23 protein-coding genes are annotated in these 14,217 nt (G+C 67.1%); all 23 read right to left on the reverse strand.

Features of this window, described 5'->3' with window-relative positions; genetic code table 11:
• Nucleotides 1-60: 60 nt before the first annotated feature.
• Nucleotides 61-450, reverse strand: coding sequence for a hypothetical protein (locus ACTQ1Z_RS03360; RefSeq protein WP_441858695.1), 390 nt, complete (start codon nucleotides 448-450; stop codon nucleotides 61-63).
• A 9-nt stretch (nucleotides 451-459) separates the two neighbouring features.
• Entirely contained in the window at nucleotides 460-1,080 is a 621-nt protein-coding gene (locus ACTQ1Z_RS03365; protein ID WP_441858697.1) for a phage tail tube protein, read from the reverse strand.
• 13 nt (nucleotides 1,081-1,093) lie between these two features.
• On the reverse strand, nucleotides 1,094-1,462 hold the full coding sequence (locus ACTQ1Z_RS03370; protein ID WP_441858699.1) for a hypothetical protein: 369 nt from the start codon (nucleotides 1,460-1,462) through the stop codon (nucleotides 1,094-1,096).
• An 8-nt stretch (nucleotides 1,463-1,470) separates the two neighbouring features.
• Entirely contained in the window at nucleotides 1,471-1,791 is a 321-nt protein-coding gene (locus ACTQ1Z_RS03375) for a hypothetical protein (RefSeq protein ID WP_441858701.1), read from the reverse strand.
• The gene (locus tag ACTQ1Z_RS03380) at nucleotides 1,784-2,125 is read right to left on the reverse strand and encodes a hypothetical protein (RefSeq protein WP_441858703.1); all 342 of its coding nucleotides are present in this window, start codon (nucleotides 2,123-2,125) and stop codon (nucleotides 1,784-1,786) included. The genes ACTQ1Z_RS03375 and ACTQ1Z_RS03380 overlap by 8 nt, the downstream gene beginning before the upstream one ends.
• A 14-nt stretch (nucleotides 2,126-2,139) precedes the next feature.
• Nucleotides 2,140-2,550 (reverse strand): hypothetical protein, encoded by a 411-nt coding sequence (locus tag ACTQ1Z_RS03385; protein ID WP_417571021.1) that lies wholly within the window; start codon nucleotides 2,548-2,550, stop codon nucleotides 2,140-2,142.
• A 9-nt stretch (nucleotides 2,551-2,559) separates the two neighbouring features.
• A complete protein-coding gene (locus tag ACTQ1Z_RS03390; protein WP_441858705.1) occupies nucleotides 2,560-3,498 on the reverse strand; it encodes a hypothetical protein in 939 nt (312 codons plus the stop codon).
• Between the two features lie 11 nt (nucleotides 3,499-3,509).
• Nucleotides 3,510-4,004 (reverse strand): hypothetical protein, encoded by a 495-nt coding sequence (locus ACTQ1Z_RS03395; protein ID WP_441858707.1) that lies wholly within the window; start codon nucleotides 4,002-4,004, stop codon nucleotides 3,510-3,512.
• A 271-nt stretch (nucleotides 4,005-4,275) separates the two neighbouring features.
• Nucleotides 4,276-5,547, reverse strand: a complete 1,272-nt coding sequence (locus tag ACTQ1Z_RS03400; RefSeq protein ID WP_441858709.1) for a VG15 protein — start codon at nucleotides 5,545-5,547, stop codon at nucleotides 4,276-4,278.
• Entirely contained in the window at nucleotides 5,544-7,067 is a 1,524-nt protein-coding gene (locus ACTQ1Z_RS03405; RefSeq protein WP_441858711.1) for a phage portal protein, read from the reverse strand. The genes ACTQ1Z_RS03400 and ACTQ1Z_RS03405 overlap by 4 nt, the downstream gene beginning before the upstream one ends.
• Before the next feature lie 32 nt (nucleotides 7,068-7,099).
• Entirely contained in the window at nucleotides 7,100-7,633 is a 534-nt protein-coding gene (locus ACTQ1Z_RS03410) for a hypothetical protein (protein WP_441858713.1), read from the reverse strand.
• Between the two features lie 171 nt (nucleotides 7,634-7,804).
• On the reverse strand, nucleotides 7,805-8,524 hold the full coding sequence (locus ACTQ1Z_RS03415; protein ID WP_441858715.1) for a DEAD/DEAH box helicase family protein: 720 nt from the start codon (nucleotides 8,522-8,524) through the stop codon (nucleotides 7,805-7,807).
• Nucleotides 8,525-8,540: 16 nt separating this feature from the next.
• Nucleotides 8,541-8,924, reverse strand: a complete 384-nt coding sequence (locus ACTQ1Z_RS03420) for a P27 family phage terminase small subunit (protein WP_441858716.1) — start codon at nucleotides 8,922-8,924, stop codon at nucleotides 8,541-8,543.
• 190 nt (nucleotides 8,925-9,114) lie between these two features.
• Nucleotides 9,115-9,462, reverse strand: coding sequence for an HNH endonuclease (locus ACTQ1Z_RS03425; RefSeq protein WP_441858717.1), 348 nt, complete (start codon nucleotides 9,460-9,462; stop codon nucleotides 9,115-9,117).
• 41 nt (nucleotides 9,463-9,503) lie between these two features.
• On the reverse strand, nucleotides 9,504-9,707 hold the full coding sequence (locus tag ACTQ1Z_RS03430) for a hypothetical protein (protein WP_441858718.1): 204 nt from the start codon (nucleotides 9,705-9,707) through the stop codon (nucleotides 9,504-9,506).
• Nucleotides 9,708-9,871: 164 nt separating this feature from the next.
• Nucleotides 9,872-10,090 carry a hypothetical protein gene (locus ACTQ1Z_RS03435; RefSeq protein WP_441858720.1) on the reverse strand — a complete coding sequence of 73 codons (219 nt, stop codon included), beginning with the start codon at nucleotides 10,088-10,090 and terminating at the stop codon, nucleotides 9,872-9,874.
• A gap of 391 nt (nucleotides 10,091-10,481) precedes the next feature.
• Nucleotides 10,482-11,261, reverse strand: coding sequence for a dCTP deaminase domain-containing protein (locus tag ACTQ1Z_RS03440; protein WP_441858722.1), 780 nt, complete (start codon nucleotides 11,259-11,261; stop codon nucleotides 10,482-10,484).
• A gap of 96 nt (nucleotides 11,262-11,357) precedes the next feature.
• Entirely contained in the window at nucleotides 11,358-11,939 is a 582-nt protein-coding gene (locus tag ACTQ1Z_RS03445) for a DUF4145 domain-containing protein (RefSeq protein WP_441858724.1), read from the reverse strand.
• A gap of 35 nt (nucleotides 11,940-11,974) precedes the next feature.
• Nucleotides 11,975-12,502: a hypothetical protein gene (locus ACTQ1Z_RS03450; RefSeq protein ID WP_441858726.1), complete on the reverse strand. Its 528-nt coding sequence runs from the start codon at nucleotides 12,500-12,502 to the stop codon at nucleotides 11,975-11,977.
• A 130-nt stretch (nucleotides 12,503-12,632) separates the two neighbouring features.
• The gene (locus ACTQ1Z_RS03455) at nucleotides 12,633-12,815 is read right to left on the reverse strand and encodes a hypothetical protein (RefSeq protein ID WP_441858728.1); all 183 of its coding nucleotides are present in this window, start codon (nucleotides 12,813-12,815) and stop codon (nucleotides 12,633-12,635) included.
• A gap of 189 nt (nucleotides 12,816-13,004) precedes the next feature.
• Nucleotides 13,005-13,406, reverse strand: coding sequence for a YkgJ family cysteine cluster protein (locus tag ACTQ1Z_RS03460; RefSeq protein WP_441858729.1), 402 nt, complete (start codon nucleotides 13,404-13,406; stop codon nucleotides 13,005-13,007).
• A complete protein-coding gene (locus ACTQ1Z_RS03465) occupies nucleotides 13,399-13,785 on the reverse strand; it encodes a hypothetical protein (protein WP_441858730.1) in 387 nt (128 codons plus the stop codon). The genes ACTQ1Z_RS03460 and ACTQ1Z_RS03465 overlap by 8 nt, the downstream gene beginning before the upstream one ends.
• A 1-nt stretch (nucleotide 13,786) precedes the next feature.
• Nucleotides 13,787-14,215: a hypothetical protein gene (locus tag ACTQ1Z_RS03470; RefSeq protein WP_441858732.1), complete on the reverse strand. Its 429-nt coding sequence runs from the start codon at nucleotides 14,213-14,215 to the stop codon at nucleotides 13,787-13,789.
• Nucleotides 14,216-14,217: the final 2 nt, after the last annotated feature.

Here is a 14,217-nt window from a genome sequence, read left to right on the forward strand (position 1 = left end):
AGTAGGCCCTGAAGTCGTGCCTGAGGTCGCGGAGGCGCGTGCCCTCTATCGTGGCGAGCGCTAGAAGTTTTTTAGTTCGTCGCTCGAGAGGATTCGCGCGTAAGCGAACGCGAGCGCGTCCTGGTCGACGGTGCCGTCGTCCTCGGTCGCGGCCTCGCGCAGCGCGTCCATCTGCTCCTCTCCGAGCAGCATGGCCATCGCCGCCTCGATGTCGTCGTCCGTGCGGTCGGGCTTGCTGATGAGCTGCGTGAAGCGCAGGTCGTGCGCCGCCCGGACCGGCACGCGGAGGTCGACGCCCAGGGCGCTCACGTCCACGCCGCGCTCGCGGCGCTTGGCGATGAGCCGGACCTTGGCGTCGTGTGACTTCGCGGCCTTCGTGGTGAACCCGAGCGTGCGGGCGTACTGCTCCAGCTCCTCGTCGGTCATGGCGTTGAGCGCCTCTGTCCTCATGTCTCCCCCCTACTCCGCGGGCTTGGCGCGGTAGATGTGCTTGAGCGCGGTCTCGCCGGCCTTCTTGAGGAGCGTGCCCGTGATGCCGTAGCCGAGCAGGTCGCCCGCCTTGTGGGACACGTCGTCGAAGCTGTCGATGGTCATCTTCGGGATGACCGTGCGGCGGAGCTTGCCGTTGGTCTCCAGCTCGTCCACGACCGCCGCGACGGCGATGGATGTGCCCGCGACGTCCTTGATGTGCTTGACCGAGCCGTCGGTGTCTGCCTCGACGTTCGCCGAGCCGTAGTAGGCCTTGGCGGCGGTCGGGCGGTTCGGCTCGACGAGCGTCATCTTGACCGTGCGCTCCTCGTCGGAGACGGCGGAGAGGATGGTCTCGTTGTGCCAGCCCTTCTTCTTGTCGGCGGTGACGGACTTGGTGAACGACAGCCCGTCGTCGGAGATCTCGCCGACGCTCTCGAATCCGGTGAGCGTCGACATCTTGGTGGTGGCGTCGGTGGGCAGCTTCGCCTTGTCCGGGTCGAAGTTGAACCAGACGCAGCCGCCGTCCACCGGCTTCCCGACGGTGGAGAGCGTCGGGTCGATGTCGCTGAGTGGCACGTTGGTCTGCGTGGCTTCCTGATTGTCTGCCATGTGTGGCTCCTATCTATTCCTCTTGTTCTGCGTATGCGGTCACGGTGTAGCTCCCGTACCACCTTGGGGACCCGCGAACCTCGTCGTAGTCGCTGCGGAGCGACTCCTCCGTCACGGGGCCGAACCCGTCGGCCATGCGCAGCCGGCGCATGGCGCGCGAGCACCTCTCGGCGAGGTCGTAGGCCTCCGCCTCGGTCGCCGCCCAGCATTGGATGCCGATTCCCGCGCGGTCGACGAGCGCGTTGGCCGCAGCGCCGCCCTCGCGCCTTACCACGACAAGCGTGGCGGGCCTCGGGTCGGGCACGCTGACGCGCACCTCCACGCCTGGGAGGGCGCTTGCCAGGACGGCCCGCAGCCGCCCCTGGACGTCAATCCTTCTCATGCCGCCCCCTAGTGGTTTAGGCCGTCGAGCGTGTGGTTGAGCGACTGGTCGCGCATCCCCTGCTCGCCAGTGGTCGACACGATGCCGATCGCAGTCCGTCGGATGGCCTTGACCTCGGCCTCGTACGGCCGCTTTCGCGCGATCTCGTGCCCGTTCCTGGTGAAGGTCGCGTCCTCGTCGCTGATGCGCGTGGAGGCCTCGGCGTTGGCCCTGTTGGCCATGGAGGACGCAATCGAGCCGAGGGCGGACTGGACGGCGGCTGACTTGGATATCTCGATGACGCCCGCGCGGTCGAGCGTGAAGTTCCCGAACCTGAGCGTGTCAGCCATCGGCCCTCCAAACGTCGGCGGCCATGTCCCATCGCGTGGGGCACGGCGCGGTGCGGTCTGGCGAGCCGGAGACGCGGAGCGCCCCGTCCGGGTCGTCGGCGTCCATGCCTCGCGCCACGAGCGCCACGCGGCACCCCGCGAGGGGCGCGGCGGTGGCCGTCCATGACTTCGGGAAGGCGACGCGGTACTCGCAGCGCCTCCCGTCGGGCGCGTCGGCGGCGGTGGCGTCCGAGCCGTCGAGCGGGCGCACGAGGCACCCGCCAACAAGCTCTGCCGCCCATTCGTAAGTGGGTTCGCCCATGGAGTCCGTGCCCGTCTGGCTTCGCCTGAGCACGGACACTTCCTCGCCTAGCATCGCCCGCCCCCGTAGGACGGGCACACGACGCCGATGCGCTGCCCGCGACCGAGCAGCTTCCTGAGCGCCGCGAGGTTCGAGCGGTCGAAGTAGGCTGAGCCGGACGGGTTGGCGAGCGTGTAGCTCCCCTGGAACCCGTTTGCCGTGAAGCTCGTCTGGGTCGCGCCCGCGACCTCGCCCACGCCCTCGAAGGAGGGCGGGACGAGCTGCTTGCGGGCGGCGTCGGTCACGAGGAGGCGAGCGAGCGTGGCCGCGTCGCCCGACAGGGCGCGGGACTCGCCGATGCCGAGCGTGGCGCGGAGCTTGGCGCTCTGCTGCTCCAGCACGGCCGTGACCCTCGCCTCGTCGCTCGACTCGTCTAGCGTGTCGACGCGGTACTGCTCGACCGTTGCGTAAGACGCCATTGCGCCCCCTTACTTGGCGGAGATGGTGCCCTTGACGATGTAGTCCTTGACCTCCGGGAAGATGGTGCAGCCGGTGAGGACGTTCGTCTCGACGGAGACGCGGTCGTAGGCGGGCGTGTGGGCGATGCCGATGAGGCCGTCGGCGTCGGTGGCGTACGGCAGGCCGGCCTGGGCGAGCGCGGAGTAGTCCGTGCCGAACAGGTGGAGGTTCTCGGCGGGCGTGGCGTACATGGTGCCCTTGGCGACCTTGTTGGTCAGGAACACGTTGGTCAGGCCAAGGAAGTTCTCGAGGTAGGTGAGGCCGAAGGCGCTCTGGTCGGTGATGGTGGCGCCGCCGATGTACTCGGCAGCGTCCTGGCGGCTCACGAAGTGGATGATGCGGGACGTGGAGTCGCCGTTCGTCTCGAGGGTGTCGCCGAGCGTGGCGTCCACGTTGGCGGCGCAGGCCTGGAGGCCCTTGCCGGTGGCGGTGCCGGTGCCGGTGGCGAGGAACGTGAAGAACTGGGACACGACGTCCGCGTAGAGCAGGGACTCCATCTTCTGGTCGGTCTTGAGGACGGCGTTGACGTAGCCGGACTTCTGGATGGCGGCGGCGGTCGTCATCTTGCGGTACGGGCGCGCCGTGACCTCGCCCACGGGCTCATAGACGGCGCTGAACTTGGAGAGAGCGACCTCGTCGCCCTCGACGTAGGCGGTGCCGGAGCTGGAGCCGAGGGTGACGGCGGTCGCGCCGGTGTCGGAGGACTTGGACGCGTCGGTCTTGGAGTTGTTGAGCGCGCCGGTGACCTTGAGCATCTTGAGCGCGGTGCCGGCGGCGACCGTCTCTACGCCGAAGATGCCGAGGATTTCCATGAGTCGCGTGGCGTCGCCCTGGAAGTTCTTGACGAACTCCTGGTCGAGGGCGGCGTTGAGGGCGGCGGAGTCGGACGTGTTGGCGATGGTTGCCATGTTGTTTCTCCCTACTGGTAGAGGCTGATGTTGGCCGCGCGCGCCATGACGCGCTGGGCCGGGTTTCTGATTTCCTCGATGGACCTGCGCGCCTGCGCCGGGTCGGCCTTGGCCGCGCCGCCCTTGTCGAGCGGGTAGCCGGGGGCCTTGCTCAGCGCGAAGTCGTTGATCGCCTTGGCCGAGGCGGCCATGTCCTCCTCGGTCTCGCCCTGGAGCAGCGAAGCCGGCACGCCGGTCTCGCGGGACACGCGGTCTCGCGCCTCCCTCACGGCGTCGGCCTCGTCGCGCTTGGCGGCGGCGTCCTCAAGCTCGCGGATGCGCTCGTTGGCGGCGTCGATGTCCGCCTTTGACGTCCTCTCGAGGTCGTCCAGCCTGTCGGCCTTGGCCTTGAGGTCGTCGTAGTCGGCGAAGCGCTCAACGGCCTTGGCCTGGGCGCGCTCGATGCGGGCCTTGATGGCCTGGTCGAACTGCTCCTGGCTCGTGATCGGCTCGAACTCGTTTGGCATGTGCAGGTCCCTTCTGTCGTTTCCCTCCCGCTCGGGAGTGTGCGAGCAGGCTTTCCCGGCCTGCGCGGTTGGTGCCACGGTTGCCGCCCGTGGCGGGCGTGTATGAAAAAAGCCCCGTTCGGGGCTTGATTCGGCTGGTTCGCCGCGCGTTGCGTGTCTTCGCGGCTTGACTGTTTCGGGCGCGTCGACTCCACCCACCCACGGGGCGGTTTGGGGTAGAATTGAATCGACGAGGTGAAATCTCCCGCTGACCTAACCAGGGGGGGCTAGTTCACCTCGTCACTCTTTTTATCGAGCCTGACTGCGTTATGACGATGGCCTCGTCGAAGCGCCATCCTGCCCCTTTTTCTACGCCACTCTCGATCTTGTATCCGTAGGCGATGAACTTAGCCGTCATACCGAGTGCGTATGAGTCGTCCGAATATCTTCCGCCGCGCGCCGTGTCCCTCAAGTCGATTACGACCTTGTGCGCCTGTCCGGCGGCTTCCTCGAACTGGTGATAGATGGTTTGGGTCCCGTTGCCGGTCGGGCGTTTGAAGTCCCATTCCTCCATTACGCCAGATGCGCCAGGAATGAACACGTCTGACGTCTTTAGCATTTCGAGGTCTCGCGTCGGCCTGAATGTCGGCATGATGCCATCTTCGATAAGGCGCGCCGCCGTATCTTTCTCCAGCTTTGACGGCCTTGCCCCGTCCAAGATTTTGAACTCATCGTCGTATTCGAGCCCTTGCAGCCAGCCCCTGTCGCGCCTTCCCATCTCCTCGACGGTGCGGCGCTTGAGGTAGGCCTGGTAGTCGACTCGGCGCTTGCCGCGCGTCCCGTCCTTGCGGACGTGGCCCGCGCTGGCGTACCGCGAGCGCTCCTCCTCGGACATGGCCGCCCACCTGCGTTCGGCGTCGTCCCGCACCGTGTCCTGGCACATGCGGTAGGCGTCGTACATCTCCTCCGGGTTGTATCCGCTCAGGTATGGCTTGTCGCGGTCGAAGTCGGGCGCGGGCGTGCACTTGCACCACGGGTGTCGCGCGTTGATTGCCGTGCTCTTGGAGCCGTAGGCGAACCCGAAGGAGCCGAGCGTGACGCACCACGCGCACGCGCCGACGTGCGGGACGATCGCCCACTTCGGGTGCGCCGGGTCGAGCGTGGCGTTGCGGTCGATCGTCTCGTCCGCGTAGGCCATGACGCGCTGCTGCGAGCGGCCCGCGAGCGAGCGCAGCACCTCGGCGACCTCGCGCCCCCTGACGGCCTCGGTCTTGACGTCGTCCGCGAGCAGCGCCCAGTCCTTGGGGTAGCACTGGACGGCCTCGTAGTCCGTATCCGGCCGGGAGGCCTCGCGCTGCTGCGCGTAGAACTCCACGGCCACGGCGGCGGCGTAGGTGCCGTACTCGGTGACCAGGGCGCGGTATCGCGACTCGAGGGCGGCGACCATCTCGTCGAAGTCCAGCCCGTCCATCTCTCTCTCGAGTGACGCGACGGCCGCCGCGACGAGGTCCGCGTTCGTGGAGAGCGCCCGGTCGTAGCGGTCGAACGCGTCGCGGTCTATCACTGTCCGCCGCCGTTCCCGGCGTCGCCGGCTCCAGCCGCCTCCATGGCGTCGGCCATGCGGGCGAGGCTCGCGATGGCCCCCTGCTGCCTGGTCTCGGCGCGGAGCCGCTGGATGGTCGGGCGCGAGAGCCCCACGCCCTCGTAGTAGACGTCCGTACCAACGATGCCGTTGTCCGCGCCCGCGAGCTTCGTCCACGCGTCCGCGCGGGCGGCGATGGTCGGCATGGACGGGTCCTGGAAGTACGCCTGCACGCCGCGCTGCTGCTCGGTGAGGCCGTCGAGCGGAACCCCGCCCGCCACGGCCATCATCATGCGAGCGACCTCCTCGAGCGTCTCCTTGTTGTCAGCGTTGATGCGCTCGACCTCGAGGATGAGCGGGTCGTTGGCCGCGCCCAGGGCATCCGACGATGTGTAGGTGTTGGAGAGCACGCCTAGCTGCGCGAGCGGCACGTTGGTCGCGCCGCTGAAGCGCTGGGCGTCGTTCTCGAAGACGCGCGTGAAGTTGTCGGCGGTCGGCGCGGGGAACTGCCCCACCTGAGGCAGGTCGCCGTTCTCGTCGCGGTTGATGGCGATGAACGAGCCGATGTACGCGTTGAAGCGCTCGAGCGGGGTCGACTTCCTCGCGGGCTTGGTCGACTCGTCGGCGGGGTCCCACTCGGTCGCGGTGTCCGTGACGTCGACGTCCGGCTCCCTGACGCCCGTGGCGCCCGCCTCGTCCTCTGGGGGCGCGGAGAAGATGCCGTCGTCGCATCCGAGGATGTACCTCTGCGGGAACGTGAAGAACTCCGCGCCGATCTCCATGCGCAGAACGTCGCGCATGGCCTTGTCGACGATGCCGAGTAGCTCAGGCGTGAGCATGGAGTGGCCCAGTGGCCGGTCGGGGTCTGGGTCGTTGCAGAACACCTCCATGAGGGGGCGTCCCATCGGGTTCGGCTCGACCTCGCAGGACCAGCGCGCCGGCGTGGCGTCGGCGTCCGAGCGAGTGAGCGTGAGCACCGCGTCCGGGAAGTGGCAGACGTAGCGCGTCGCGTTCCCGCCACGGTCGACGTCGGCGAGCACGACGCCGCATGCGATGCGCCCGGCGTCCTTGTCCCACAGCGCGCAGAACTGGTTGGCGCTGTACGTGCGCACGACGGCGGCGGGCATGCCCGCGCCCCCGCGCATCACGGTCATCGCTGACACGCCGTAGGTGAGCGCGCTCGCGCACGCCATGCGGTAGGCGGAGCGCATGCGGTTGGCCCTCACGAGCGAGTCGAGCGTGCCGTCCGCCTGGCCGTCGAACACGTAGCCGTCGAACACGGAGCGCGATGAGTGGGCGTGGATGGCCTTGGAGCACCAGCCCGTGACGCAGTTGATGCCCGTGAGCGTCGGCGGCACGGAGATGCCAAGGTCGCGCAGCCTGTTGTGCATCTCGTAGTAGTCGCGCAGGACGCGGTTGCGCCCCATGACGTCCGTCCACGTGTCGAACAGGTCGCCCACGCGGGCGCGCCACCTCTCCGGCACGGCGTCCAGCGTTGGCATGGCGGGGTTCTTACCGCTCTCGTTCCTGACTATCAAAGGAGCCTCTGCCTCCTCCTCGGGTTGCGTCTGGTCATGCGAGCGCCCCACACGGCGAGCATCGCGGCCTCGACGGGCCACGGGTCGGCGCTGCCGTCCTCCGGCGCGGCGAACCCCCACCCGCCGCGCGATCCTATCTGCCTGCGCACGCAGCGCGTGGCGCTCTCGTCCAGGGTTTCGGACGGCGTGTGGGCCACGGTCCCGCCCCGCAGGGAGTCAACGAGCGAGCTGGACGCGGCCACGACGTCGGACGTCCTCGGGCGCACGACGTACCCGCGCGGCGCGCCCATGTCGGCGAGCTGCGAGCACAGCGGCTCGGCGCCGTTGACGCCGTCTATCACCACGACGGACGCGGTCGAGCGGCGCTCCATGAGCCAGCGAGCGAGCGCGGACGTGCCGGCCGCAGTGGTGCCGCACTCGATGAGCTCGACGGCGGCATGCATGCGATCCGTCCCGTGTCCGCCCCTGAGCTTGCACCCGACGAGCGCGTAGCTCGAGCCGTCGGGGCTGAACTTGACGCCGAACGCCACGCGGCCCGGGTAGGCCCCTCCGATGGCGTCAATCTCGGATTCGCGCCACAGCCTGGCGTCGAGGGCCGCGCGCGAGAGGACGACGGGGCTGAACCAGCCGAGTCGCTCGTGCGCGAATCCCGTGAGCGAGCCGCCCGCGAACTCCGTCTCGGTGAAGCCCTCGGAGAGGATTTATCCCATCGACGGGTTGGACGCGTAAACGTCAGGCAGGACGTCATCGAACGTGGCCCCCTTGGGCGGCAGCTCCGGCGTGGCCCAGCTCGACCACGCGGAGCCGCGCGGCGCGTCCGACAGGACGGCCCTGCGGACGCGGGCGAACACGGTTCCCGGGCTGTCCTCGTTGGGCGGGGTGCCGGTGTACACGATCTGGCGCTCGCCAGTTGACGAGGCGGCGAGCGTGTACATGATCGCGTCGTACTGCGAGTCGGTGAGCTCCTGGGCCTCGTCGAACACGACCAGCTGGATGTCGTCGAATCCTCGCGCGCTGCCGTTGGTTCGGGCGCTGAACTCGATTGAGCCGCCGTTCGTGAGGTGGATGGCCTCCTCGCCGTTCGTCCGGCGGATGCGCTCGACCAGCTCGCACATCTCGGGGTGTGCCTTGTCGGTGAAGTAGCGCACGAGGCGCATGAAGGCCTTCTTGGCCGTCTTTACGCGGTGGGCGGTGTGCAGGACGTGCCAGCCGCACACCGCGAGCACGTAGACCTCGTAGGCCTCGAGCACGGCGTTCTTGCCGTTCTGTCGCGGCACGTCCAGGCCGTACGTGATGTAGCTCGGGTTGTTCAGGCCGTCGCGGGCGCACAGGTCGTCGATGACGCCGCACTGCCACGGCAGGGGGACCATGCCCAGGTCCGACGAGAGGGCGCAGCAGTCCTCGCCCTCGGTGTACCTCACGTCGCCGTTCGCGGCCCTAGCCCTGGGAGACTGCCCGCCTCTTCTCGTGGCGCTCCGAGGAGAGGCTGAGGATGGTCGCCTGTCGCTTGCCACTCGCCGCCTCCTCGTGGGTGTCGCAGATGCCGAGCTGCTTGTTGAGCTGCCTGATTTCGGCGCTTGCCGTCTTGAGCGTGCCGATTTGCGGGAAGGCCTTGAGGTCGCCCATCTCATTCTTGTACGCGGTCTGCCCGCCGAACGAGTCCAGCTCGTCCTGGGCCGTCGCCGCGATCTTGTACCACTGGCACAGCAGCGCCAGGGCGGGCGCGTCGGACTGCGCGAACTCGCGGCCGCGCGTCAGCTCGTCCCACTTGGCGCTCTTGTACTCGTCCGACTCGACGCCGGGCGGCTTCTCGAGCGGCATCGCGCACCTCTTCTCTGCAATTAAAAAGCCGCCCCGAAGGACAACTTAAATGCAGCACACCTAACTAGCTGCGGGTATATGTCGGCTGCGATAAAAAGTCGCCTTCGGGGGTATTTCGGCCCTGGTGCCGCGGGGTGGCCTCGGCCGCCCCGGCAAAAGACCCCCGTGGGCCTTCGCGCCGCCAACGCACCTACCAGTCGGTCGTGACCCTGGGCGCGGATGCCGCTGACGGCGCGCGCCCGCCATCGAGCGCCTTGGCGAAGGTCACGAACTGCTGCGGGGTCGACCACTGGCCGAACCTGGCGAGGACGCGCGACCTCACGCTCAGCACCCGGCCGACGGGCTTGTCCCCGCGCCAGTTGTTGCAGATGCGGTGCGCGGGCGCGACGTTCTCGCGGTCGTACGGAGAGCCGCCGCGAGACACGGGCACGAGCTCGTCGCACTCGAAGGCGAGCGGGTCCCCGGCCTGCGCCCCGTAGGCTATGGGCAGGCCGCACATCCAGCAGCACCCGCCCTGCGATCGGAGCCACCTGAGCACGGAGTCCCGGCGGTGCCCGTTGCCCCTGCGGGCGTTGCCGCTCATCGGCATGGGCTGCCGAAGTTGCGGAAGCACCAGCGCATGGCGCGGTACCGTGCGCGGTCGGCGGCGGCGTGGGCGTTGCCCCTGTGGCGTCGCCTGTGGGTGGGCACCTCGCGCGGGAAGCCCAGGGCGGCAAGCATGGCGTGGGCGGGCAGGGTGTCGTAGCGTCGGGCGATGCGCAGCATCTCGTCGCGGGTTACCATGGGCCACCTCGGCATGAAGAAGGGCGGCCCCGTGATGCCGGGAACCGCCCTCGTGATTGATTGTCTCGCGCTATTGCGCAGTCTAGTTATATCGCGCCGGAATCGTGCCGAGGCTGCTCATGGGTGCTCATGGCGTGCCATGATTTTTGGTGGTCTAGCTGCGGCTAATTAGATAGCTTGCTAGTTGGCCCGCCTTCGCCCGCGCCGCTGTGCGCCTCCATGTCCGCGCGGATGAGGGCCTTGACGTACCCAGCCTTGTTCTCCCGGGCCGATAGCCACGCCCACAGGTCTTCCTCGGCGGGGTAGAACCTCACCGCGACCTGCTTGACGCTCCTCTTGCGGTACGCCTCCTGGGCGCGGCGCTGCGCGTCGTTGAGTGCCATTACTTCCTCCTGTTCTTCCAGAGCCTGAGAACGGCGTAGGCGACGACGAACGAGACGCCGAACAGAACCCATCTCCTTGCATCCATGCGTGTTACCTCCTAGGATTCGATGTGGTGACCCGCCCTCGCGAGCGGGCCACCTTTGAGCTGGGACCCGGAGACGCTACCTCCGGGTCTTTTTCTTTAGCCAGTCGACCAGCTCTTGGAGAGCGACGGCGAGGACCGCGCCGTAGGTCGTGACTAGCAGGTCCTTGATGAAGTCATTCAACTTGGCTCCCTCCCTTCGACGTCTACCATTATAGGGCAATCCGTATATCCATGCAAGGGCAATCGCTATATTTCTCGAGATAAATTTGGCCCCGCACGCCGAAACGCACGGGGCCTATGAGTGCCTAGCGGACGATGAGCGCGAGGGCCACGGACGCGGCCACGCATGCACCGCCGATGACGACGAGCGCCTTGGTCGCCCGTCCGTCCCTCACGACGATGCGCTCTATGGCCGATGCGAGGAGCGAGAAGCCGCCGATTACCATGAGATCAACCGTCACGAGCCACGCTGGAGAGCATTCCGTCGAAAGGGACGACGCGCTCACGTTGACGAGCGTGAAGATGGCCGCGAACACGGCGAACAGCGCGAGCACGTTGCCGTACATGCGCCGCTCGATGCCGGCAACCTCGTCGCGCTTGGCGTCCAGCTCGCGCACCTGCGGCCCAAGGACGTCAGAATAGGACGCGAGGCCCCTGAAGTCGAACTCACCGGCAAAAGCGCCGTCGTACGTCGTACCTTCCTGCACGGTCTCAAACGCGACCTGCGCGATTGTGCGCGAGCAATCGAGCGCGACGGCGTCGGCGCTGACGTTCGTAACGCGGAAGAAGACCCTCGTGGAATGCCCGGGGAAGTACAGGGGCGCGTCAAGCGCGAGGCCCTGCCTGATGCGCGAATTCTTGAGAAGCACTCGCGCGGCGAGTCCGGACGGGACGTGCAGTACCTCCTCGGAGCCAACGAAGACTGACTCCCCGGGCATCAGCTCGGCGCGGTCGGCCTTGCCGCCCCTCGTGTAGAAGCATAGCGTCGCCAGGTCGTACGAAACCGGCCCCACGGACGAGGCACGGCCACCCTCGATGGCGCCAGAATCGACGAGATCGTTAATTCCCTTGTCGCTCAGAAGCATGGCAAACTCCCCTCAACTGATGACGAGAAGTCTAGCACTCACGGATGGCGGCGACGTTGACTTAGCCCCGCGCGCCGAAGCGAGCGGGGCCGTTGGCTACTTTCTGCGAACCCTCGACGGGAACTCGTAGCAGAAGCGAAGTAGCATCTCGATGAAGTCGAGCAGCTGCATGGCGTCCTCCCTGGACGCAAGAACGATCTCGTGGTTCTGCTCGTTACTGCGCTTCCTGACCTCGTCCACCCACTCGGTGCCGTTCGGCGGGATGTAATGGGCGTCGTTAAGCCAGCCAACGTAACGTGCGAACGTCAATCCCTCCTCGGCGCCGTTGTCCACGGCGATGTGCATGAGCATCTTCCGCGAGGAGAGGACGGCGGATGTGTATGCCCCGGCCTGGACACACTTTCGTATCTCGTCGTAGAGCACGGAAACCGTCTCGGGTAGCCCTTGGATGGCCGCGCCCTCCATGGGGCCCGGTACCTGTTCCACGCCACCATCGTCAGAGACGATGAATGCGGTCGGCCTCTCACACCTAGGGCAGATGTATATCTTGCTGCGGTCGAAGCAAGTCGAGCCCGTCAGCTGTTCCCTGTGGTAGCCCATCTTGCCACCGACGATCTTTCCGAAGTAGCCGCACGTCCAGTCGCGCGACCCTATGCCTGACGTGTTTACCCACGACATTAATTACTCCAATCGAGAAGGGTGCTACGGAGATGCTACCCTTCCGCGCTGCCGGTGCCGTCAACCACGTTCGGCCACCCGAAGAAGTCGCACGCGTCCAGTCCCTGGGCGCACAGGCGGCGGGCCTGGCTCTTGGAGTATCCGCACGCGTCGGCGACGACGGCCCACGACTCGGCTGCGCAGAAGCGCCACCACATGCAGTCGGAGACGGCGGAGCCCATCAGGCGCTCGAGGCCGTCGCCGCGACCGTCGCGCCCGTAGATGACGGCGCAGGCCGCGTCGATGAGCGCGTAGTCCTCCTCCAGGCGGCGCTCGTTCGCGGACTCGAAGTCGATTCGGGCGTCAACGCGGGCCATGCCGGAAGGGTCTGAGCTTGTCGAGCGCACGCGCGGCTCGAACCCGCCGGAGCCGCGAAGGCCCTCGGAGTCCTGCATCCTATGAGCTGTCGATTGGATTCGCCCGGCCTCTCGTGACGCGTCTCGCACGGCGGCGAAGAACTCGCGGGCGTCCGCGTAGTCGGAAGGCGACGCGGCGCGGACGCGCGCGGGCGCTAGAGCGAGCAAAGCGCCACCAGCGTCAGGAAGATGAGTACCAGGAACGTCCAGAATGACTCGATTACCGACATGCGCCGCCTCCGCGAATTCGGGCCTTTAGCTCAGGTTATCAGTATAACCCTCAAGCTTTGGTTTAAGGTTAGGCAATGGCGCTGGTCTCCTCGCGGTAGACGCGCTTAAGCTCGTGCGAGGACCGGCCGAACCTCCTCTCGAGCGTGGCGAGCGGCGTGCCGTGGTCGATTGCCCTCACGAGCCTCCGTCGCGCGGGGCCGTCCATCACCGGGCGCTCGAGGTTGAATACCGGGTCTTGTCTCATTCGCATGGTTGCAACTCCTTAGCAAATGGCCCCCTGAGGCCACATGGGACACGCAGGGGGCCGGTAATCGGTCTTGTCTAGTAAGTGTGCCGTCCGGCGCGTGCGAGGTCTTAGAACGCATCACAGCGCGTCAAAGACTCAATCTCGTCCCACAGCGCGTCACGTTCGGCGCAGTGGTCGCGGTATCCCGCACGGTCATGCGCCATCGCCGCACCACACCTCGGCGAGCTCCCTCATGTCGACGACCTTGGCGCTCGACACCCCGAAGAAGGGTCGAATCTCGCCACGCTTGTGCAAATCACAGCGATAGGCGCGGCACACCTCGGGCCTTGCCGCGTAGACGGCGCACTCCTTGCCGTCGGTGAGCCATGGGCACGTGAGGTCGACCTCGCCTCTCGGCTCGTGCGGCGTGATGCCTCTCCCGCGCACGTATGGCTCGAGGCGCCGCAGGTCGAAGACGCTGACCGGCAGGAACCTCGAGCAGCACTCGCCGCACCCGCGGCAGTCGCCCTTGTAGAGGTCCCTCACGCTGCGTGTCGCGCAAAGCGCGCAAAGCGCGGCGTGTGCCGCCCTCGCGGCCGCGCGGTCGTCACTCATCGCCCATCACCACCTTTGCGCCGCAGTTGGGGCAGTAGCGCCACCCGAAGACTGGCTTCATGTGCTCGAACTCCGTGCCGCAACGCGAGCAGCGCATCCCCCACGAGCGCGAGCCATGGTCGATTGAGCATTCTGCCATCTCGCACGTCGGGCGGTCGATGAGGTCTGCGAACAGCTCGACCACCGCCCGTGCGGAGAAGAAACCCGGGAAGTAGTGCAGCCCGTCCCGGTAGTCGCACGCGGAGTCGAGCATGCGCATAAGCAGAAGCCCGACGTACTTAGGCGAGTCGATGATGCACCCGTCAACCTCGATGTCCGACATGTCAAGCCCTCTCAGCCTTGCTGCCACCTCTCGGCGCCTCTCGTCGCTAGTCGCCATCTCACTCCGCCTCCCTTAGCGCCGCGACTCGGCGGGCGACGTCGTCTAGGACTAATGCGATGCAACTGCACCTGCGACCGTGAGCCCGGCAATCGTGAGCCCAGCAACCGTCGCACGTTCCGCCCGCAACCGTCATGCCGAAGTACTCGCACGTGACCTTGTGCTCGTCATATCGAGCGAGGTCGTCGGCCAGCCTCTCAAGGCTGTCAGGGCGCTCGACGTGGAGGATGTTGAGGACCAGCGCCGCGCCGTCAGGCGTCCTGACGCACCACACCCAGTCTCCGTTGAGTTCGGGGCTGACGAGGCTGACCTCACCGATCTCGACCTCGCGACCATCTCCGCGATAGAGCTTCCTCGTCGTTAGCGGTACCACGCTCCCGTCCGCGTCGAATGGAGCGAGTACGCCGTCATACCAGTTCTTCTCTTCCATCG

It is taken from the genome of Parolsenella sp. LCP21S3_E11 (genome assembly GCF_052118165.1).
Taxonomy (GTDB): Bacteria; Actinomycetota; Coriobacteriia; order Coriobacteriales; family Atopobiaceae; genus Parolsenella.

Coding starts and splice junctions, on each gene's coding strand:
- ACTQ1Z_RS03370 (WP_441858699.1), bottom strand. CDS start 1,462: ATGAGAAGGATTGACGTCCAGGGGCGGCTGCGGGCCGTCCTGGCAAGC.
- ACTQ1Z_RS03385 (WP_417571021.1), bottom strand. CDS start 2,550: ATGGCGTCTTACGCAACGGTCGAGCAGTACCGCGTCGACACGCTAGAC.
- ACTQ1Z_RS03465 (WP_441858730.1), bottom strand. CDS start 13,785: ATGGCGACTAGCGACGAGAGGCGCCGAGAGGTGGCAGCAAGGCTGAGA.
- ACTQ1Z_RS03460 (WP_441858729.1), bottom strand. CDS start 13,406: ATGAGTGACGACCGCGCGGCCGCGAGGGCGGCACACGCCGCGCTTTGC.
- ACTQ1Z_RS03405 (WP_441858711.1), bottom strand. CDS start 7,067: ATGCCAACGCTGGACGCCGTGCCGGAGAGGTGGCGCGCCCGCGTGGGC.
- ACTQ1Z_RS03445 (WP_441858724.1), bottom strand. CDS start 11,939: ATGTCGTGGGTAAACACGTCAGGCATAGGGTCGCGCGACTGGACGTGC.
- ACTQ1Z_RS03470 (WP_441858732.1), bottom strand. CDS start 14,215: ATGGAAGAGAAGAACTGGTATGACGGCGTACTCGCTCCATTCGACGCG.
- ACTQ1Z_RS03430 (WP_441858718.1), bottom strand. CDS start 9,707: ATGGTAACCCGCGACGAGATGCTGCGCATCGCCCGACGCTACGACACC.
- ACTQ1Z_RS03440 (WP_441858722.1), bottom strand. CDS start 11,261: ATGCTTCTGAGCGACAAGGGAATTAACGATCTCGTCGATTCTGGCGCC.
- ACTQ1Z_RS03420 (WP_441858716.1), bottom strand. CDS start 8,924: ATGCCGCTCGAGAAGCCGCCCGGCGTCGAGTCGGACGAGTACAAGAGC.
- ACTQ1Z_RS03455 (WP_441858728.1), bottom strand. CDS start 12,815: ATGCGAATGAGACAAGACCCGGTATTCAACCTCGAGCGCCCGGTGATG.
- ACTQ1Z_RS03395 (WP_441858707.1), bottom strand. CDS start 4,004: ATGCCAAACGAGTTCGAGCCGATCACGAGCCAGGAGCAGTTCGACCAG.
- ACTQ1Z_RS03360 (WP_441858695.1), bottom strand. CDS start 450: ATGAGGACAGAGGCGCTCAACGCCATGACCGACGAGGAGCTGGAGCAG.
- ACTQ1Z_RS03375 (WP_441858701.1), bottom strand. CDS start 1,791: ATGGCTGACACGCTCAGGTTCGGGAACTTCACGCTCGACCGCGCGGGC.
- ACTQ1Z_RS03435 (WP_441858720.1), bottom strand. CDS start 10,090: ATGGCACTCAACGACGCGCAGCGCCGCGCCCAGGAGGCGTACCGCAAG.
- ACTQ1Z_RS03365 (WP_441858697.1), bottom strand. CDS start 1,080: ATGGCAGACAATCAGGAAGCCACGCAGACCAACGTGCCACTCAGCGAC.
- ACTQ1Z_RS03390 (WP_441858705.1), bottom strand. CDS start 3,498: ATGGCAACCATCGCCAACACGTCCGACTCCGCCGCCCTCAACGCCGCC.